Origin of the sequence: Christensenella hongkongensis, assembly GCF_000981035.1 — a bacterium.
GTDB lineage: Bacteria > Bacillota > Clostridia > Christensenellales > Christensenellaceae > Christensenella > Christensenella hongkongensis.
On sequence record NZ_LAYJ01000112.1, the window covers coordinates 136,339 to 155,827 of the forward strand.

A 19,489-nucleotide genomic window follows, 5' to 3' on the forward strand; every position below is an offset into this window, starting at 1 on the left:
CAGCCCTGTGTTTTTGTCAGGTCACATCGGCTCGATCAGGCCGTAGTTTCCGTCGGCGCGTTTATAGATTACGTTAACCTCGTTATTGTGCGCATTACGGAATACATAAAAGTTGTGGCCCAGAAGCTCCAGCTGCATGGCAGCGTCCTCCTCGTTCATCGGGCGTAAAGCAAATTTTTTGTTCCGCACGATCTGAGGCTCGTCCTCGGCGAAATTTTCGTCGTAATAGTCGTAAACCGTTTCCTCCGGGAAGGATTCCTCATGCAGGCGCTTTTCGAGCTTGGTGCGATGCTTGCGCATCTGGCGTTCCAGCTTTTTGAGCGCAACGTCGATGGAAGAATACATATCGCCGGTCGATTCCTCCGCACGCAGTACCAAGCCATCGCATACGATCGTAATTTCAGCGATGTGCCGCGACTTCTCGATAGAGAGAGTTACCTGCATTTCGGTTTCGGGCTTAAAATAACGTTCCAGTTTCCCCGCTTTTTTGTTGACGACGCGGCGCAGATAATCAGAAACCGCAATGTTCTTTCCGGAGATATTAATTTTCATATAGTTCGCCCCTTCCGTATTATGATAAAATCAGGTACGAAAAATCAAACCAATCAAAATTGAAATCGTACTTACTATTACATTAACCTGATAGCAATGAGTTCAAACACCGGCCTTCCGTTTGGGCGGCAGGCATGGATGGAAACATCCGCGCGCTGCGGCATAGACAAAAGTGGCTTTTCCGATTGTATCGTCTGGTTTTCCACACCCGGGGAACATAGGCATATTCCCTATTGTATAAATTCTTCACACAGGTGACGGAATCCTTTAAATTCAAATAAATCCGCTGAAAAGATTTGCCTGACCTGGTCTTTTCCCCCACATTCGCCGCCTGGGAGCCCCGCGGCATTACGCCACTCTTACTCCTCTCTTCCTTTTTCGGAAGGACGGGCTTACGTCTAGCCGCACTATGCTCACCGCGCCAAAGGCGCTGCTTACGTGGGCCGTTTTGCCTGCGACTGGCGTCGGCTTTCAACCACAGACGCAAAGTTTCAGCGGATTTAAGAATGATTATACGTCCCAAAGCACCAAATGACAATAATTTATTAACAATTTGTAGATTTTAAGCGGATATGATTTACTTCATTTCACAACTTTGATAAAATAAAGAGAATTGGATTTTTTAGATAGTATGTAAGGGAGAAGGTTTTAAATACAATATGGGATTATTTTCAAATTCGGCATTGCGTCCGGTGAAAAAGCTTGCTGACAAGGTGGAAGCACTTTCCTCCGTCTACGAAAAAATGAGCGACAAAGAGCTGGTCGCCAAAACGGAGGAATTTAAAAAACGCCATCAGGAAGACGGGGAATCGCTCGACGCGCTCTTGCCGGAGGTGTTTGCCCAGGTGCGCGAGGCAAGCCTGCGCGTGCTCGGAATGAAGCATTTTTATGAGCAGATTATGGGCGGGATCGTCCTGCACCAGGGAAACATCGCTGAGATGAAAACCGGTGAAGGTAAAACGCTTGTTGCGACGCTGCCCGCGGTTTTAAACGCAATATCCGGCAAAGGCGTGCATGTTGTGACGGTTAACGAATACCTCGCAAAGCGCGACAGCGAGTGGATGGGAAAGGTGTTTCGTTACCTTGGATATTCGGTGGGCATTATCACGCGTGAAATGGATAAAGCGCAAAAACAGAAATCCTATGGCTGCGACATCGTTTACTCCACGAATAACGAGCTTGGGTTTGATTACTTAAGAGACAACATGGTGGTGCGCAGGGAAGACCGTGTGCAGCGCGAATTGAATTTTGCAATCGTCGACGAGGTGGATAGTATCCTGGTGGATGAAGCGCGTACGCCGCTTATCATTTCAGGTCAGGGCGATAAGGGAACAGACCTCTATCAGCAGGCGGATAAGTTCGTACGCCGCCTCAAGGAGGAGGAAGACTACGAAGTCGATGAAAAAATGAAGGCGATTAACCTCACTGAGGAAGGCGTTAAAAAAGCGGAGCAGTTCTTTAAACTCGAAAATCTGACTGACATCGAAAATACTGAGATCGTTCATCACATTAACCAGGCTTTGAAAGCGCACAGGCTCTTTATCCGGGATCGCGAATATGTGGTGACAGAGGATAAGGAAGTTGTGATTGTCGATGAATTTACGGGCCGCCTTATGATCGGCCGGCGTTATTCCGACGGGCTGCACCAGGCAATCGAGGCAAAAGAAGGCGTGAAGGTGGAGCGTGAATCCAAGACGCTTGCCACAATTACCTTCCAGAACTTTTTCCGTATGTACAGCAAGCTTTCCGGTATGACGGGTACGGCGAAGACGGAGGAAGCGGAGTTCCAGAGTATATACAACCTGCAGGTTGTGGAGGTTCCCACGCACAGGCCAATGGTGCGTAAGGACCAGAACGACGTGATCTACGGCTCGAAAAAAGGCAAATTCAACGCGGTTGTAGACGAGATTGCCGCCATACACGAGACGGGCAGGCCGATCCTTGTGGGTACGGTTTCGGTTTCGGACAGTGAATATTTATCCTCGCTGCTGGTGCGCAGGGGCATCAAGCACGAGGTGCTGAATGCGAAGAACCATTTGCGCGAGGCGCAGATTATCGCGCAGGCAGGTAAGAAAAACGCGGTCACCATTGCAACGAATATGGCGGGACGTGGTACGGATATCATCCTTGGCGGAAACGCGGATTACCTTGCAAGAAACGAGATGCGCGCGGACGGCATGGAGGATGAAATGATTGAAAATGCGGTAAGCCATGCCGCGACGGACGATCCGGAAATTATTGCCGCGCGTAAAAAGTATGCGGAGCTTGTTGAGAAACACAAAAAAGTGACGGACGCGGAGCACGATGAGGTAGTCGGGCTGGGCGGCCTTGCGATCATTGGTACGGAACGGCATGAGTCGCGCCGTATCGATAACCAGCTGCGCGGCCGTAGCGGACGTCAGGGAGATCCGGGCTCCTCCAAGTTCTTTATTGCGCTGGAGGACGACCTGATGCGTCTGTTTGGCGGTGAACGCGTCAAGGGCATCATGGACAGGCTTTCCGGCGGTGACGACGATATTCCGCTTGAATTTGGCATGATGACCAAGCAGATTGAAAATGCACAGAAGCGTATCGAGGGCAATAACTTTAACCTGAGGAAACAGGTGCTCGATTACGACGATGTTATGAACAAGCAGCGCGAAGTAATCTACGGACAGCGCAAGCAGGTGCTGGTAGGAGACGATTTATCAGAGAATATCCAGAGCATGATCGAATCGCTTGTGGATGATGCGCTTGCAGTTTACTGTCCCAAGGGGAAATATCCGGAAGAATGGGACTGGGACGATCTTTACGCATATATCGAACGCATTTTTGCGGTCCGCATGGAACAGTATACCGACGAGCAGCGCGAGCAGGCGGAGTCAAAGAAGCTTCGTGAAGAGCTGATGGATGCGATTCGCAGCTATTATGCCGTAAAGGAAGAAGAGATGTCCGGCGCGGGCTTTAATATGCGTGATGTGGAGCGGATGGTGCTGCTGCGCGTGGTTGACTCCAAGTGGATGGATCATATCGACGCAATGGACCAGTTCCGGCGCGGGATTGGCCTTCGTGCGCTTGGACAGCGCGATCCGATCAACGAATACCGCGTTGAAGGCTTTGAGATGTTCGACGCAATGGTAAACGCGATCCGCGAGGAAGCGATCTATATGCTCTATCATATCAAGGTGGAGAGCAAGGTAGAGCAGCGCGAGGTGCAGAATGTGCACGCAAATGTTGACGAAAACGGAAACCCTGTTGCGACAAATGCCCCGGCGCAAAGACGTATGAATACAAATGCAAGCGCGGGCGAAGCGCAGACGCCTGTGCACGTGGAAAAAAAGGTTGGCAGGAACGAACCCTGCCCTTGCGGAAGCGGTAAAAAATATAAAAACTGCTGCGGCAAAAATTCCTGACGCCGCAGGATTAAAACTGGCTCAATCACGACGAAAACAGCCCAGAACAGGAGGGAATGTAATCCCAATTTGTTCTGAGCTGTTTTATCGTTTTTTATCCGCTGAAAATGCCTGATTTATGGGTTGTATCACAAACCTAAAGATGATATAGTTTGCACGTACCTTAAAGGATACATAATCGTTGTTTTGATATAAGGAGGAACAAGGCATATGATGCCGTGGAACCGAAAAGAAGTATGGATGGGTGCAAATGCACAAAAATTTTCTGAAATCAAAAATGCCCTTGCGCACAGCCAGATAGAATATGCTTACGATATCAAGTCTTCAGCCGGGCGCGTGGGAAGGCTTGGCGCGCACCGGGGAACAGGGTTTGCTGCCGTGAGCGCCATGCCGGGGAGTCCGGAACGGGATCAGCTATATTATGTCTATGTGCATAAATACGATAGCGACAAGGCGTGGAAGGTTCTGAGAAAGCTGATTGGATAAAGAGGATATTAAGTTCTTTCCTCTGGCGTTAAGATCGCATTAATGTTGTGGAATTCCTGTTGAAAAATTATTTGGCTGGGGTACAATAGCATTACAGATTCCGCGAAGGGTTTTGCGGATGACAGGATCAATTCGCCGGAACGCCGAATCCGGCGGATAAAACAGGAGGGAAGATTGTTATGATTCCGTGTAGAAGGCAGGAGATTTTGAAAACGCCTTCCGTCCAGAAGTTTTCAGAGGTGAAAAATTTTCTGGCAAGTAAGCAGATTTTGTGTGATTACAGTATCGATTATCGTTGCCACACAGGAAAATGCGGGGAGATGCGTCATTTATATGTACGCGACGCAGATTATACGAGGGCGTGCGAAGCGCTGCGGGTGATTCTGGGAGCGGGATGATGCGGGACACCAATCATAATCAACCTGACCAAATGGGAATGCCAAAAAGGCGTTCCCATTTTTATATACAGGTTTAGATTTTGCAGGTTCAGTGGGGGACGTGCCTTCAAACCCTTAAAACGACATTTTTCTTCCAAGAAAATATTGGTAAAAAGTAGTTGACCTTTCCCCAACGTCAAGCCTTATACTAAACACATAAGGAACCGGTTCCGAAAAAAGTAAAGGAGCAACTGATGTATACGATAGGAGAATTTTCGAATCTGTGTATGGTAACCACAAAGACGCTGAGGCATTATGATAATATCGGGCTTTTGAGGCCCGCGCACATCAGCGGCGAAACAGGCTACAGGTATTATGAGGCTTCGCAGTTCCGCGACATGTTTTTTATCCTGAAATGCAAAGATTACGGATTTACGCTGGATGAAATCAGCAGCCTGTTACACGCGGAGGCGCACGTAGTCGCCGCGCGCTTTGCGGCGAAATATACGGAGCAGGGAACGATCCTGACGCGGCACCAAGAGCTCATGCGCAAAATGCGCGAGGATATGGAACAGTTGGAGAAAGGAATCGATATTATGAGTACGATGAAAACAGAAATTAAACTTGTGGAAACAAAGCCGGTAGAAATTGTAAGCGAACGCGATGTGATATCCATGAAAGATTTTGGGAAGATGTTTGGCAAGGTTATGGACAAGCTGAAGGCAAACAAACTGGAATGCACGGGCGGGCTTATGGCGATTTATTACTGTGAGGAATTTAATCCGGAAAGCTCGGACGTTGAAATTGGCGCAATCGTTTCGGAAAAGAGCGGTGTAACAAGGACTTTCCCGGGGCGGATATGCGCTATGGGCGTACACTTGGGGGCATACTCAAGTTTGGGGGAAACCTACGCTGCGATTGCGAAATGGATTGAAGAGAACGGCTACGAAATTGCAGACGCGCCATATGATAAGTACCTGAATTCTCCCTACGAGGTGCCGGAGGATAAGCTTGTGACGGAAATTTATTTCCCGGTCAGGAAAAAATAGCGATAGCTTTATGATGAAAAAAAGAAGGATATGGATTTCCATATCCTTCTTTTGATATACGCCTTGTAATCAGAAGCCCTGGATAAGACAGCCCTTGATAAACTCGTCAATATCGCCGTCCATTACCGCATTGATGTTTCCGGTCTCCACGTTGGTGCGATGATCCTTTACCATTGTGTAAGGGCAGAATACATAGGAACGAATCTGGCTTCCCCATTCAATTTTCTTTTGGTCACCTTTGATTTTTGCAAGCTCCGCCATACGTTCTTCCTCGCGTTTTTCCGCAAGCTTGGATTTTAGCATACGCATCGCGGTTTCGCGGTTTTGCAGCTGGGAACGTTCATTCTGGCATTGCACGACGATACCCGTTGGAAAATGGGTGATACGGATTGCAGAGGACGTTTTATTAACATGCTGCCCGCCCGCGCCTGAAGAGCGGTAGGTATCCACACGGATGTCGTCTGCATTGACTTCGATGTCGTTATCTGCATCGTCAATTTCCGGCATAACGTCCAGTGACGCAAAAGAGGTATGCCTGCGTGCGTTGGAGTCAAATGGCGAAATCCGCACGAGGCGGTGAACGCCTTTTTCGTTCCGCATATAGCCGTAAGCATTATCACCTGAAATAAGCATGGTTACACTCTTGATGCCAGCATCGTCTCCGTCCAGGTAATCGAGGATTTTGACGTCATAGCCATGGCGCTCCGCCCAGCGCGTATACATGCGCATCAGCATCTGGGCCCAATCCTGCGCCTCGGTGCCGCCGGCCCCGGCATGCAGCGAAATGATCGCGTTGTTGCTGTCGTAGGTTCCGGAAAGCAGGGTTTGAAGGTGAAATTCCGTTACATCCTTTTCAAACTGGTCGAGTTCACTGTTGAGTTCTGCAAGAAGCTCGTCATCCTGTTCCTCATCGACCATATCAACCAGTACTTTCAGGTCGTCAAGGGAGGAAGTGAGCCTTTCACATAAAGTGATTTTTCCCTTGAGGGGTTTTTCCTGTTTGGTAATTTTATTGGCGTTTTCTACATCGTTCCAGAAATCCGGCGCCTCCATTTGTGCGTTCAAATCCGCAAGCTGTTCCCTTAAGGAAGGGAGGTCGAGCGACGCAGTCGCCTCGTTAAGCATTTTTTCAGCGTCCTGTATACGCTGTCTTTGTTCATCCGTTACTATCATAATGATTAAAACCTCTGATTTTTACTCTTGCAGTGTTGCACAGGCAGCATCTGCAAAAAACTGTTACACAGCAAACATCTTTATGCGCACAATATGCGCTGCGATTTATTAAAATGCTGTTAAAAATATCATTCTAAATATAGCACAAATACAGCCCAAAAGATAGAGAAAAATAGGACTGGCAGACAAAAAACCAATAGAATGGCAGGTTTAAGGATTCAGCGTTTCCCACATTGGTTTTTTCCAGCTGTGTTTCGCAATGGACATAACAGCCATCAGGATAAATACCCATGAAGCGTTGCTTACCATCATAGAAAAAGGGTTTAGCTGCAAGAGGATCATTGCCTGGTCGTGTATTGTCCACAGGATTGCCATGAGCAGCACCCACGCAAGGGCGATCCAGTTACTTTTCAGCAGGCCGCTTGCGGAGATAACTGCGAAAATGAACAAGAGAATCATTTCGTTGCTGGAACCGGAGCCAATGCCCGCGTTTGCCGAACCAAAGCAAATAGCCGCGGCCCACCCGGCAAGCACGCCGATTACTGCAATCAGGCCATAAATCCAGAAAAATTTTACTTTGCCATAAATGCTTTTTTTATCTCTGGAAAAACCGCCTGTCCGCCATAACAGGAAGATTACGATACCTACTGAAATGCACAGGGCCAGGACGGGAGCCGCAATACTCATGCTTTTCCATTCCTGCGGCAGATCAATGCTCATGCCGTTGCTGGCCCACATGGAGATCCCGCGGATCAGCATGGCGCTTGCCACCGTAACCAGAAGGGAAGGGATACGCAGCACCATAATAAAAAGTCCATTTAAAAAACCCAGTGCGACACAAATAACCAAAGCCATCAGGAAACCGGCGACAGGATTGTCTGCTGATGTATACATTGCGAATATCATCGCAGATAAAGCCATCATTCCGCCAATGGAAATATCGAGCCCGCCCGTCCGGGTGGAAACAAGCGCAGCCAGGGCAAGGGCGCCCACAAGACAAAACTGCTGCGCCACGTTTGTTGCGCTCCACGACGTAAAGCCCTGCGATCCAACGGCAAATAGAATCACGGTTATTACAGCAAGTACGCCTACGGCTACAAACGCTAAATAGTTGTCGAGAAAATAAAGCCCCTTACGAAGCCATCGTTCCTCCGGAGTTTCGGGCAGTGGTTCTCTGGGAAGCGGTACTTGTTGCTGCAAACCGCATTTTGGGCAATAAAGTGCGCCCGTAGGGAGTGTAGCGCCGCATTTTGTACAAGCCATTAAATGATTCTCCAAACTATATAAATTTTTTAATATACAACAGATATAAAAATATTGCTTCGTTTAACGATATCACATCCGAAACAGATTTCCTACGATTATTTTGATTTCCTTTGTTTTTTATTGGCATACATTCGCTTGCCCGCCCGTTTTAAAATATCGTCGATCCGGTCAAATTTGCGATAAAAGGCAATGCTATACGCAAAATGAAGCCGAACACTGGTGATATTGCGGTTCCGGAAATGGACAATATACAATCCGATGGTATACTTGATTATTTTTAGTGGCACAGTATAATGAATGTATCATGGTTAGCCAACCATTTTAAGGAGGGGGAGATTATGAGCAAAAAAGTTTTGGTATTAACGGCGAGTCCAAGGAAAAACGGTAATACGGATAAAATGGCGAACGCATTTATAAAAGGAGCGGAGCAAGCAGGGCATTGCGTTACAAAGTTTGAAACTGCCTTTAAAAATATTGGCGGATGCAGGGCCTGTAATACTTGCTGGAGCACAGGTACAGCCTGTTCTGTCAAAGATGATTTCAATGAACTGGAACCATTGCTGGAAAGCTGCGAGGTTGTTTTAATCTCCACGCCGCTTTACTGGCTGTCCTTTCCTGCCCAAATTAAAGGCGCGATTGATAAGCTGTATGCTTATGGCGGCGCAGGAGGGCTGCGCAAGCTGGCAATTAAGGAATGTTATTTGTTTGTGTGCGGCGGGGATACTGGTGAAGAAGAATACAAGCCTATTGAAACAATGTATCAATTATCAGCTGATTTTTTGGGCTGGAAAGACCGTGGAATATTGCGGACAGGCGGCATGGACGATGAAGGCGCCATAGAGAAGTCAGGAATTCTGGAAAAAGCAGAAGAACTTGGACGGAGTATCTGACGATAAATCTATGGGGAACGGCTGAAAAGACGTAAAAAGAACCTGGCAAACATCGTTGCCAGGTTCTTTGCATAAGCTTCCAGTTGATCGCTCTATCTATAATCCCGAAATCACGAATCTGACATCAGGGGTTACATCGGTTTTAGGTTTTGATTCAGGCGTTCCACCATCCATGCCAGTCGCTTTTCCCGCCCGGCATCTGTTTTTGCATCGAGATATGCTCGCATATATGTCTTTTTTACGGATGGGGGCATTGCAGCAAAGTTTGTATAAGCAGGCTCATACTGCTTCAGCAATTCAGACAAAAATGTAATTTGCTTTTCTGTTATTTGCGGAGGCTTCGGGACATCCCACTGGCCATTTTTTCGAGCTTCTTCAATTTTAACCCGCCCGGAATCGGTCATCCTTCCCTGTTGTTCAAGATGCTTGGCTAAACGTTTGTTTTTGTCCGACCACTTGCTGTTTGGGCGGCGGCAGGCAAAATATTTTTTATAGGTTTTATTATCGATACTCTGCATTTTTCCATCGATCCAACCAAAACAAAGGGCTTCCTTTAGAGCGGCGTCTGCCGAGAGCGTTTCCGGCCCGCCTTTTTTGCCAAAAAGCAGCCATACTCCATCGCTGCTTGCATTGTTTTTTTCCAGCCACGCACGGAATGTCCTGCTATCAGAAAATTTCAAAATATCACACATGGTTTTCCCCTTTTGATGTTCTTGAACTAAATTATACCATACACACCAAATGCTTCCGGTATTATATTGAAGCAGAATATGCCCAAGCATAGTGACCGTCGAAAATTTTTTCAACAAGTTTGCATGCAGATAGCGCGCACTGTGTCTAAAGGCTTGCGCCTGTAGGAACGTGATTAGAATAAGGTTTTTTAGTGGTCGATAGTAGCGATTTACTGAACAGTTATTTTATTTCTATCTTCTTTGAGCATTGCTTTTGGCATGATAAGAGATATTTTTTATGCCATCCATATATTTGAAGCACTCTTGAATTTTTTTCTTCTTTTATTTTCAGATCTATCTTTATTAACGAGGAGTCAACGATATTTTTTATTTCTTCATCGCTAGGGTAATTTAAATAGTCAAAGAAATACATCCCATCAAAATCCATTTTTATATTGTTTATTGCTAAAATATCAAGTGACTTATTATTAGGAATTAACTGGCTTGCAATTTTCTGAACTTTTGAATCTATAACCACTCTAGGATAAAATGCAATTTTGTCTTCTAAATAATATGAGTCCAATAAAGCCTTACCCCACACCAATGTATCATCAATGTACAACTTGTCATGTGTAACACCACCCCTTATTAAAAAGCCAACTTTAAGAAATTGTCTTTGTAAAAATTGTACAATTGCACTTATCCTATTTAAGGATATTATAAGCTGATGGTCATCTTTCATATAAAAATCACTCGGTATTGCAAAAATCATATTATCTGAAAAAGCTTTCACTTTGATATTATCTATACCGGATATATTCATAGCTACTTTTGTTTGTTCCACAGCCTCGTTTATACAATTGTACATTTTGTTCAAGTAATAATTGTCTTTATCGTTTTCTATTATTCTTGTTACTCCTAGAATATCAATATATGCAACAAAATAATTCTCCGTTTTGAACATTTATAACTCCTTTATTCGACAATATTTATCATAAATAGTTCATATATAAATATATATCACCAATTAGCGAAAAAAATCAAGGTAATAATATACTACAATTTAAGATGATGTACACTAATATGAAGGGAAAATCTTTTTTTGCAAATGTTGTCACCAACCTTTATTCTATACAAATATAAAAAGTTTAATAAAAGCAAAAAACACATCCTAAGATGAGTTTTGAATGGTAAGGGTGTTCCTAAAGGAACCACTCTAAAAACGTTATGAAATAAAGGTTTTTAAGCGGTTGATAGTAGCGTTTAACTATTTTTAGAATTTGGTTTTTGACTAAAGCGTAAGGGCGAAGTCCCTTTATCTTTTGCGTAATTAAAAAATGACCGTGTATTATCCCACTTATCTAAGATGTCTTGTTCTATCTTGGTTCTATCTAATCGAAACACCATGTTTTTTTTATCTTCTTCACTAATTGAAGAATCGTCATTTGCTTTATCCACAATTGCATCAAAGATTATCGATAAAAAAGGATACCCTGTTGATATGTTTCTTGCCAACAGGGGCTTCAATTCTGGTGCCATATTTGCCCAATTCAGCACAAGATTATGCTTGGAAGGAGAATTTTTCGAGCTTTGTTCTGCATTAGCTTTCTGACCAACACACTTGAACGGAATGGGGTATTCAACCAAATAAGCAAATTTTTTCAATATACTCAATGTGTCGGGAAATTGTGATAAAACGAAGTTCATTGTGTTTTCACAGATGTATGCACCCGCCCATTGCTGTTTCCCTTCATTTTTATAAGCCTCCAGCAAAGCTTTTCCAAAAAAAATTTCATTCTTCTCGTCTGCATAGAACTCTCCGTGTGCAATAGAGCCTCTCAAAGGAGCCTTACATATTAGGGATGAGGCTATTAATGACTTGGTCACATGTACAATCCTAAAAAAATCATGCGACTCTATCCCATCTGTATAGAGGATTACAGAATCAGAAAACATCGCCAAATGTATAAGAGAGGTTGTCAATGATAATGTCGTATCTGGCACGGGAATACTATTTGCAAAATTAACAGCTTCTCTAAAAACCTCCATTATTTCTAACACTTCTTTGCCATCCTTTTGCTGTACTAGATTTTTAAAACCCAATATATCTAAATAAGCAACAAATCTTTGTATCATGAGATAGCCTTTCATTAGAATATTATAGTCGTATATTTAATTATATCATAAGTGGAGATCCGTTTCTAAAGAAACCACTCAAAAAACGTTGTGAAATAAAGGTTTTTGAGCGGTTGATAGCAGCGTTTAACTAAAATAAGCAAACACACACGATTAAAAAGGGTATTAAGCTGTATTCCAATGTTATTTACGGATTAGCTTGTTTATCCAGCTATCCCAAGTCTCGGTCTGTATATCATAACTTATCGCGTAGTCTTCTTTATGACGTTTTTGGCTGTCACAAAGATCATCGCTCGTTCTACCTGCAATCAATATATAGTGCATTTTAATATCTTTTTGGGAATCGACACTAAGTCGAGATTTTGGCCCTGGAAATGCGTGATAAGGGCGTTTGTTGTCAGAATTTACGGTGTTTAAAATACGATAAACAGATTTTCGAAATTCTCCGTAATGATGTTCACACCAGTTCTTCCTTTCAATTAACTGCCCCCGGCCCTCCTGCACATTAGCCCGAAATTCTCCATAATGATTTTTTCTGCGCAAGTCTTTTTGGGCTCCCTTTATTTCAATAAGGTACACGTCCATTCGGGAGCGCCCAGTGAACAAAGCAAAATCAACCCGTCCATCCCCAACCGGGAATTCTGCGAAACAAACATATTCATCCTTGGGATATGCGTAAAGTTCCGCAAATAATGACATGTCTCGTTTTAAAAAGTCTGCCAACTCAATCTCTGACGGATATGAATCCAGAAACTTTTTCACTTCCTTCAGGCTTTGCATTCCATTCTCAATTTCTAGCCTGCGTTCAGTAATGTCCGGTGGTTCAATATATTTGAATTGTTTAATTTGAGGAATTCCCAGCAAAGCATTTTGAATTTCAGTTAGGACACGTTTATCGTCTCTGTAATTATCAAACTCCTTATCGGAGCATTCGAGACATTCTAGAGCTGTCAGATAGGATATGGGATTCCAACGGGGATAACCCTCGGAAGAAAAACTAATAAGATCAAATGTTTCAGGGAAGGAACTACACGCAGGATAATGCTCGATAATTTTAGCTTGAAGTGGTATTTTTTGCTGTTTTTGTAGTTGCTCAACTATAATTTCAATCGCATTAGTCACGGATGCAGATGGATTCTCATCCAAATCACTTAACAGTATATATATATATATATATATATATATTGTTTTGTCTATTTATAAAAGTACGTATTCGACATATTCCAGTGGAACAAATAAGTGAATTTGTTCTAAATCTAAAAATAAAATCATTGATTTTCATATCTTCCTCCATAAATATAATTCACATATCCCACCAAATAATGGATGGGGCAATGCAGTTTCAGATATAAAGTAAAATAGATGCAATGATAACGTCTCTCATTTTTTAAGTAAGATATTAATCCCCACGAACCAACCTAAATCTGCTAAGACTTTGGGGATAATACTAAATCCATCTCGATAGAATGCGGAGATGCGTTGTTGCAGGCACTCAATATTTTTATAATCGGGCGGATAAACAAATATCCACGCTGCGTTAGAATAATACAAATTAATACGGAAGTACTTAAATAATTTGCCCACTCATCAATGTCCGTGTTTAAAATTTCTACATTTGTAATTTCATTAATATCAGAACTGATACTTTCACTCCAACTTCGCAACCAATCTGACACTCTCTCTCGATTAAAAAGTTCTGGCATATTTTAATCCCCCATATTTTTCCTAATATTACTTTAATTATAGCACTTTATCAAGTCATATTGAGTATATTCAAAAACGAAGGTTTTAGTAAAGGATACGCCAACCGAAACGGTAAGCCCCAGCTCGTCTTTTATCATTTCCTTTATTTGATGCGCAACCTTTTCACTGTTACCAAATAAATGGGTACTGCCGGTTACGTCAAGCCACACCTCGTCTATGCCGTATGGCTCGATGAAGGAAGTAAAGCGGTTATATATTGCGTGTACCTTCTTTGACGCAAAAATATAATCCTCCATGTGCGGCGGGACCGTTACGAGGCCCGGGTATTTCTGTTTTGCCTGCCAGATGACTTCACCGGTCTTGATGCCAAGGCGTTTGACTATCTGGTTTTTGGCAAGCACAATACCATGCCGTTCTTCCTTTGAACCACAGACGGCGAGCGGGACATTTTTCAGGCCCGGATCGATCATACATTCTACCGACGCATAGAAATTGTTTAAATCGGAATGCAAAATAATACGCTCCATTTGATATACCCCCTACTGTTTATCAATGAATGTATTACTCATTATATATGGGGGATGGAACATCGGCGGTTAAAATGACGAATATTATGGGATTTTAATGTTGAGCAAGTAGAGGCATTCTTATAATAGAGCAGCTTTTAGTTCTAAATTTGTACGACACTTGTACGACAAAATTCACTGATAATTAACTATAATTACTACTATTCACTGCTAACTATAGACAAATAAAAAAGGCTTTACAATCTGCATTGTAGAGCCTTAAAATGTGGTAGCGGCGAGTGGATTCGAACCACCGACCAATCGGGTATGAACCGAGTACTCTAGCCAACTGAGCTACGCCGCCATTTCACTGAAAAGACAATTCAAATCGAATTGTCTTGCAATATAATATCACACGCACCCGGTAAAAGCAATATTTTTTCATGTTTCCGGGGCAGAATATTTCACTTTTTTATTTCATTCAGTACCACGCGTATTGTATAAATTCCATCATCCGCAGTAATGGTCAAAACACCTGAGTATTTTTGTACAATCATCAAAACACTTCGTATTCCGATCCCGCCTTCCGGATGCGTGGAAAGGGGAAGGCCCTCATTGTCAAAATCAATGGTTCCGGTGTATGGATTTTTTATCTGCATGGCCAGAACGCCCGGCGTATATTTGACCAAAATATCGATCTGTTTTTGAGCAGGCAGATTGGCGCAGGCACAAACAGCATTTTCAACGCAGTTGGCAAGCACTGCGCATAGCTCGGTTTCATCGATTGAAAGTTTATCCGGAATCTCAGCATGGATACACATATCGATTCCTTTTTGAAGGGCCGCGGTATGATAAGAAGACAAGACGGCGTTTGCGGCGCTGTGACTGCAAAAAGCTTCAAGCGTCATGTTCTCCAGTGAAGATTGGGTTTTATGCAGATATAAAAGGGCCTTTTGTGTTTCACCCTTTTGCAGGAAGTCGGAAATGACCGCAATATGGTGACGCATATCATGACGATACATCTTTGTAAGCCGTATATTTTCCTCCTGCAGCACAAATTGTTTTTTTTGCGCCTCAAGCTGTGTTTTCATAAGTTCTCCGTCCCTTTGGTGACGGATCGAATTTCCCGTTTCGCGAAAAATAAGGTAGAGGACTGCAATCGAAAAAATCGAAATCGCAAGTAAGGCGACTGCGGGCGGGATATTGCCCGGATATATCAGGATATTGATGGGGGAATAAATCAGGTAGGTAAGCAGAACTGCAATAGAAAACGGAAGCAGCCAGATAAACGACCAGTATTTATGGATGCTGTGTGTAAATTCCAGAGCGGGCTTTCTTATGAACCGAAAAACAAGGATAAGAATTGGCACAAATATAATAATACGCACGAGGAGGTCTGCGATCACGGAATGATTTGCAAGACGTACGTATAGCCCGGAAAGTGTGATCACATAGAAAAAGATAATGCCAATGCTCCACATGGTAACGATCTGGAAAAACGATCCGCGCGATGTGATATGCAGCAAAATAATTGTCGGCAGGAAAGCGGTAAAGAGTATGCTCCAAAGCGACAAGCCTTGGTCCCCGGATGGCAGGAAAAAGATGGAAAGCATAAAAATAACGACATAATATAAGGCCGAAATGATAATCGTAATGCGTTTTTTGAAACGCAGCTCTGTAATGGCCCGCGTAAAGATAAAAAACATGATAATCGTTGAAAAATTACACAGAAATTGCAGGGCGGCGGTTTCCGGCAAAGAGCCGGATGGGGTGAACAATTCATTCACAGGAGCAGTCCTCCCCGGACGTCATAAACAAAAAATCAAGGTAACGCCTTTTGATCTGCGGGTAGTTTTTTTTCGAGACGGGAACCCTGAGATTTCCTATCAGCGTAAGGTCTTTGGAAGAAATTGCGCTGGCGCAGTTCAGGTTAACAATGTAAGAGCGGTGGGGCATTACGAAGCGGCTGTCGCAGGACAGCGTTTTAAAAATATCGGAAATACGCGCGTAAAAAACGAGCGTACTGCCCTCTTTTTTGTGCAGGATCTGCTTATGGTCCATGCTTTCAATATAGGCAATATCGCAATAACGAATCCGTTCTATGCCGGAGCTTGTCTTGATAACAAGACTGTTTTCTGTGCGGGTATGCAGCGCCTCGAGCGCTTTTTTCATGACCACATAAAATTTATCCTGTTCCACCGGCTTGAGCAGATAATAAAATGCGCCGACTTCATAAGAAGAAATCGCAAATTCAGGAGATACGCTTAAAAAAATAATCATACAACTTTCATCGCGCAGGCGTATCTTTTTTGCCAGTTCTATTCCGTCGCAGCCGGGCAGGAGCACATCCAAAAAAAGAATATCAAAGGAGTGCCCGGCGTTGACGCTTTCAAGAAGACTTGACGCGTCATAGAACCTGGCGACGCAGTAATCGAATTCGTCATGGTAGGTATTGGAAAATCTTTGAATCAGTTCATGGATATAGGTAAGGTCTATTTTATTATCATCACAAATTCCAAATTGAATCATACATACCTCCCTATCATATTATAGCACATCTGTATTTTTACTTTGGGGCTTTTACGTTAAAAAACGACCTTTTTACGCAGGTATGATTTATAAAAATAGGCGTTACACAAATCCTGTTTTGGTGTAGTATAATGGATATAGCGTAAATAATGGCAAGATGAAACCGTTATGCGGTTTGAAAACAATGGAGTGGATGATAGTGCGCAAGTACGTGGTGGAAACAAGCATTGGAAAAGTGAAGGGAACGGATGACGAGGGCGTTTTTGTATGGCGGGGGATTCCTTATGCAAAGCCCCCGGTTGGCGCTTTGCGATTTGCACCCACACAACAGGCCGAGGCATGGAGCGGGATTCGTGACGCTGTGGAATTCGGGCCGATTTGCCCGCAGCAAAGCAGGGTGCGGGGCAGGTCGTCGGAGGATTGCCTGTACCTTAATATATGGTCTCCCGCTGCTGACGGCCAAAAGCGTGCTGTGCTGTTGTTTATTCATGGCGGATCGTTTTCCAGCGGCGCAGGGAGCGAGCGGATGTATCACGGCGCAAAGCTTTCGCGGTTTGGCGATGTTGTTGTAGTGACGATCAATTACCGCGTTGGGCTACTTGGTTTTCTGGATTTTTCATTTCTGGACGAAGATTTTCATCCTAATTGTGGATTATATGACGTTGTGCAGGCCTTGAAATGGACCAAAGAAAACATCGCGCAATTTGGGGGAGATCCTGACAATATCACGGTTTTCGGCCAGTCGGCAGGAGGGACGATTACCGCGACGCTTCCAACTTTGCCGGCGGCGAAGGAGCTGGTATCAAAATGTATCGTTATGAGCGGATGTCCGGCGCTTCTGCAGGATAAAGAAGAATGCGTGAATACCTCGCGCAGCTTTTTGGAATGCACCGGGCTTCATAGCGCAAAGAAGCTGATGGAAACACCGGCCAGCGCGCTTGTCGCGCGGGAAAAAGAATTTTCCCGGAGGTGCGGGCTTGGCGTAGGGACCTTTCGCATCGAGATTGACGGCGGGTTTGTCCCTGAGTTTCCGATCCCTGCGGTTAGGGACGGCAGCGCGGGGAAAATACCGATGCTGATTGGCACCACAAAGGAGGAAATGGCTTTTGTCCTCATCAAACCGGTGGCAAAGGCTCTTGATGTGGAGGGCATCATGAGCGCAGGTGTTAGTATGGAAAGCAAAGAAACCAAAGACCGGACGCCGAAGGTTTACCAGCAGGTGTATCAAAACAACCGTCTTTGGAAATCTATGATGTATACGGATATGGCGTTCCGTATAGGTACCGTTTGGTATGCGGAGCAATACGGACGGTATGCTGATACGTGGATGTACCGGTTTGATTATGAAACTGCGGCGATGAAAGCAAGCGGATTGCACGCGTTCCATTCGAGCGACCTGCCGTTTGTATTCGGTAATTTTGATGCGAGCATGGCGAGGCTGATTATGCTGTTGACTCCGTCCAAAAAGAGGGCCAGAAGCGTTTCACAGGAAATACAAAAAGACATTGTGACGTTTGCCAGGAAGGGAACGCTTGCGTGGGAAAAATGCTGGGAAGGACACACGCCTGCGAAGTGTTATAATAAAGAACACGCAATAAAACCCATGATAGAACCTGAAATCAGGGAGCAGTATGAGCATACAAATTTCAAAAAAGTGATTTTCCAGAATGCAAAAAGATAGCTGGAAGGTGTACGGTAAGTACAAAAAAGCGGGCGGAACAGTTTAAAGCTGGTTAATCCGTATTCGCGGCCGGGACGATTGAATCGTTAATTATTATTGGATGCGAAACAGGAGAGCATAAAATGACGTTGCAACAACTGAAATATATGATTGAAATTGTCAATTCCGGTTCGATGAACGCAGCAGCGGAAAAGCTTTTTATTACACAGCCGAGTCTTTCGAGCGCGGTTCGCGAACTGGAAAAAGAACTGGGGATTGAGCTGTTTGTACGCTCCAATCGTGGAATTGCGTTATCTGCTGAAGGCGCGGAGTTTTTGGGATATGCGCGCCAGGTAACAGAACAGCTGGAGCTTTTGGAGCAAAGGTATAAACATTCGCGGCCCATCCGCAGGGTATTTGCCGTTTCCACCCAGCATTATGCGTTTTCCGTCAATGCTTTTGTCAACCTGATCAAGGATTACAGTCATGATGAATACGATTTTACATTGCGCGAAACCAGGACAAACGACATCATCGAGGATGTGAAAAATTTACGCAGTGAACTCGGCGTTCTTTATTTAAGTGATTTCAATGAAAAAGTGATGATGAAAATTTTCAGGGAAAACTCCCTTGCGTTTCAACTGCTGTTCGAAGCGCAGCCACATATCTTTATCAGCAAGAGCAATCCGCTTGCAAACCTTGATGAGGTTACGCTGGACGATTTGAAGCCATATCCCTGCCTCTCTTTTGAACAGGGGGTATATAATTCCTTCTATTATGCGGAGGAAATCCTCAGTACGGTTTACCATCCCAAAACGATTAAGGTCAGCGACAGGGCGACGCTCTTCAACCTGCTCATTGGGCTTGACGGATATACGATTTCCACCGGGATTCTCAGCGAAGACCTCAATGGCCCGAATATCGTTTCGGTTCCACTTGGTAGCGGCGAAAAGATGCACGTCGGTTATATAATCCGCAAGGGCACAGGAATGAGTGCGATGGCGACAGCGTATGTTGAAAAGCTGCGGCATTACATTAAGGAATATCAAAATAACCGGCTATAGAAAAAAACTATAACCAATTAGAAATTATAAGAAT

General features: G+C 44.2%; 16 protein-coding genes, 1 tRNA gene and 1 pseudogene. 7 read left to right on the forward strand and 11 right to left on the reverse strand.

Features of this window, described 5'->3' with window-relative positions; genetic code table 11:
* Nucleotides 1-21: 21 nt before the first annotated feature.
* A complete protein-coding gene (gene hpf, locus CHK_RS10675; RefSeq protein WP_046444037.1) occupies nucleotides 22-552 on the reverse strand; it encodes a ribosome hibernation-promoting factor, HPF/YfiA family in 531 nt (176 codons plus the stop codon).
* A 659-nt stretch (nucleotides 553-1,211) separates the two neighbouring features.
* Between hpf and secA the strand changes: the two genes are divergently transcribed.
* From secA to CHK_RS10695, 4 genes are all read left to right on the forward strand, one after another.
* Nucleotides 1,212-3,944: a preprotein translocase subunit SecA gene (gene secA, locus CHK_RS10680; protein WP_046444038.1), complete on the forward strand. Its 2,733-nt coding sequence runs from the start codon at nucleotides 1,212-1,214 to the stop codon at nucleotides 3,942-3,944.
* A gap of 210 nt (nucleotides 3,945-4,154) precedes the next feature.
* Entirely contained in the window at nucleotides 4,155-4,430 is a 276-nt protein-coding gene (locus CHK_RS10685) for a hypothetical protein (protein ID WP_046444039.1), read from the forward strand.
* A gap of 179 nt (nucleotides 4,431-4,609) precedes the next feature.
* Complete coding sequence (locus CHK_RS10690) at nucleotides 4,610-4,828, forward strand: hypothetical protein (protein WP_046444040.1); 219 nt, start codon at nucleotides 4,610-4,612, stop codon at nucleotides 4,826-4,828.
* Nucleotides 4,829-5,061: 233 nt separating this feature from the next.
* Nucleotides 5,062-5,856 carry a MerR family transcriptional regulator gene (locus tag CHK_RS10695; RefSeq protein ID WP_046444041.1) on the forward strand — a complete coding sequence of 265 codons (795 nt, stop codon included), beginning with the start codon at nucleotides 5,062-5,064 and terminating at the stop codon, nucleotides 5,854-5,856.
* A 69-nt stretch (nucleotides 5,857-5,925) separates the two neighbouring features.
* Here the strand turns inward: CHK_RS10695 and prfB are convergent, their stop codons facing one another.
* Together prfB and CHK_RS10705 are read right to left on the reverse strand one after the other, a co-directional pair.
* Complete coding sequence (prfB, locus tag CHK_RS10700; RefSeq protein ID WP_046444042.1) at nucleotides 5,926-7,029, reverse strand: peptide chain release factor 2; 1,104 nt, start codon at nucleotides 7,027-7,029, stop codon at nucleotides 5,926-5,928.
* Between the two features lie 210 nt (nucleotides 7,030-7,239).
* A complete protein-coding gene (locus tag CHK_RS10705; RefSeq protein WP_046444043.1) occupies nucleotides 7,240-8,292 on the reverse strand; it encodes a zinc-ribbon domain-containing protein in 1,053 nt (350 codons plus the stop codon).
* Nucleotides 8,293-8,633: 341 nt separating this feature from the next.
* Here CHK_RS10705 and CHK_RS10710 point away from each other — a divergent pair, with 341 nt between their 5' ends.
* Nucleotides 8,634-9,185, forward strand: a complete 552-nt coding sequence (locus CHK_RS10710) for a flavodoxin family protein (RefSeq protein WP_046444044.1) — start codon at nucleotides 8,634-8,636, stop codon at nucleotides 9,183-9,185.
* A gap of 131 nt (nucleotides 9,186-9,316) precedes the next feature.
* Here CHK_RS10710 and CHK_RS10715 read toward each other — a convergent pair whose 3' ends face one another.
* The 8 genes and pseudogenes from CHK_RS10715 to CHK_RS10750 form a co-directional block, all read right to left on the reverse strand.
* Nucleotides 9,317-9,877, reverse strand: coding sequence for a YdeI/OmpD-associated family protein (locus tag CHK_RS10715; protein WP_046444045.1), 561 nt, complete (start codon nucleotides 9,875-9,877; stop codon nucleotides 9,317-9,319).
* Nucleotides 9,878-10,097: 220 nt separating this feature from the next.
* Nucleotides 10,098-10,820, reverse strand: coding sequence for a hypothetical protein (locus CHK_RS10720; RefSeq protein WP_046444046.1), 723 nt, complete (start codon nucleotides 10,818-10,820; stop codon nucleotides 10,098-10,100).
* A 299-nt stretch (nucleotides 10,821-11,119) separates the two neighbouring features.
* Nucleotides 11,120-12,007: a hypothetical protein gene (locus tag CHK_RS10725; protein ID WP_160295637.1), complete on the reverse strand. Its 888-nt coding sequence runs from the start codon at nucleotides 12,005-12,007 to the stop codon at nucleotides 11,120-11,122.
* A 168-nt stretch (nucleotides 12,008-12,175) separates the two neighbouring features.
* Nucleotides 12,176-13,114, reverse strand: coding sequence for a Shedu anti-phage system protein SduA domain-containing protein (locus CHK_RS10730; protein WP_046444048.1), 939 nt, complete (start codon nucleotides 13,112-13,114; stop codon nucleotides 12,176-12,178).
* 659 nt (nucleotides 13,115-13,773) lie between these two features.
* Nucleotides 13,774-14,223, reverse strand: a pseudogene (locus CHK_RS10735) (DNA polymerase Y family protein); the annotation flags it as partial.
* A gap of 266 nt (nucleotides 14,224-14,489) precedes the next feature.
* Nucleotides 14,490-14,566 (reverse strand) — tRNA-Met (locus CHK_RS10740).
* A 100-nt stretch (nucleotides 14,567-14,666) separates the two neighbouring features.
* Complete coding sequence (locus CHK_RS10745) at nucleotides 14,667-15,989, reverse strand: sensor histidine kinase (protein ID WP_046444049.1); 1,323 nt, start codon at nucleotides 15,987-15,989, stop codon at nucleotides 14,667-14,669.
* Nucleotides 15,982-16,731 carry a LytR/AlgR family response regulator transcription factor gene (locus CHK_RS10750; RefSeq protein WP_046444050.1) on the reverse strand — a complete coding sequence of 250 codons (750 nt, stop codon included), beginning with the start codon at nucleotides 16,729-16,731 and terminating at the stop codon, nucleotides 15,982-15,984. The genes CHK_RS10745 and CHK_RS10750 overlap by 8 nt, the downstream gene beginning before the upstream one ends.
* Before the next feature lie 184 nt (nucleotides 16,732-16,915).
* On the opposite strand from CHK_RS10750, the gene CHK_RS10755 reads away from it, so the two are divergent.
* Both CHK_RS10755 and CHK_RS10760 read left to right on the forward strand, forming a co-directional pair.
* Nucleotides 16,916-18,412: a carboxylesterase/lipase family protein gene (locus tag CHK_RS10755; protein ID WP_160295639.1), complete on the forward strand. Its 1,497-nt coding sequence runs from the start codon at nucleotides 16,916-16,918 to the stop codon at nucleotides 18,410-18,412.
* Nucleotides 18,413-18,534: 122 nt separating this feature from the next.
* On the forward strand, nucleotides 18,535-19,455 hold the full coding sequence (locus CHK_RS10760; protein ID WP_046444051.1) for a LysR family transcriptional regulator: 921 nt from the start codon (nucleotides 18,535-18,537) through the stop codon (nucleotides 19,453-19,455).
* The last annotated feature ends 34 nt before the right edge of the window (nucleotides 19,456-19,489 follow it).

Excerpts from the sequence above, each read along its gene's own strand:
- secA (WP_046444038.1), top strand. The coding sequence starts at position 1,212 with ATGGGATTATTTTCAAATTCGGCATTGCGTCCGGTGAAAAAGCTTGCT.
- CHK_RS10710 (WP_046444044.1), top strand. The coding sequence starts at position 8,634 with ATGAGCAAAAAAGTTTTGGTATTAACGGCGAGTCCAAGGAAAAACGGT.
- CHK_RS10755 (WP_160295639.1), top strand. The coding sequence starts at position 16,916 with ATGGAGTGGATGATAGTGCGCAAGTACGTGGTGGAAACAAGCATTGGA.
- CHK_RS10715 (WP_046444045.1), bottom strand. The coding sequence starts at position 9,877 with ATGTGTGATATTTTGAAATTTTCTGATAGCAGGACATTCCGTGCGTGG.
- CHK_RS10720 (WP_046444046.1), bottom strand. The coding sequence starts at position 10,820 with ATGTTCAAAACGGAGAATTATTTTGTTGCATATATTGATATTCTAGGA.
- CHK_RS10695 (WP_046444041.1), top strand. The coding sequence starts at position 5,062 with ATGTATACGATAGGAGAATTTTCGAATCTGTGTATGGTAACCACAAAG.
- hpf (WP_046444037.1), bottom strand. The coding sequence starts at position 552 with ATGAAAATTAATATCTCCGGAAAGAACATTGCGGTTTCTGATTATCTG.
- CHK_RS10690 (WP_046444040.1), top strand. The coding sequence starts at position 4,610 with ATGATTCCGTGTAGAAGGCAGGAGATTTTGAAAACGCCTTCCGTCCAG.
- CHK_RS10705 (WP_046444043.1), bottom strand. The coding sequence starts at position 8,292 with ATGGCTTGTACAAAATGCGGCGCTACACTCCCTACGGGCGCACTTTAT.
- CHK_RS10725 (WP_160295637.1), bottom strand. The coding sequence starts at position 12,007 with ATGAAAGGCTATCTCATGATACAAAGATTTGTTGCTTATTTAGATATA.
- CHK_RS10685 (WP_046444039.1), top strand. The coding sequence starts at position 4,155 with ATGATGCCGTGGAACCGAAAAGAAGTATGGATGGGTGCAAATGCACAA.
- CHK_RS10760 (WP_046444051.1), top strand. The coding sequence starts at position 18,535 with ATGACGTTGCAACAACTGAAATATATGATTGAAATTGTCAATTCCGGT.
- CHK_RS10750 (WP_046444050.1), bottom strand. The coding sequence starts at position 16,731 with ATGATTCAATTTGGAATTTGTGATGATAATAAAATAGACCTTACCTAT.
- prfB (WP_046444042.1), bottom strand. The coding sequence starts at position 7,029 with ATGATAGTAACGGATGAACAAAGACAGCGTATACAGGACGCTGAAAAA.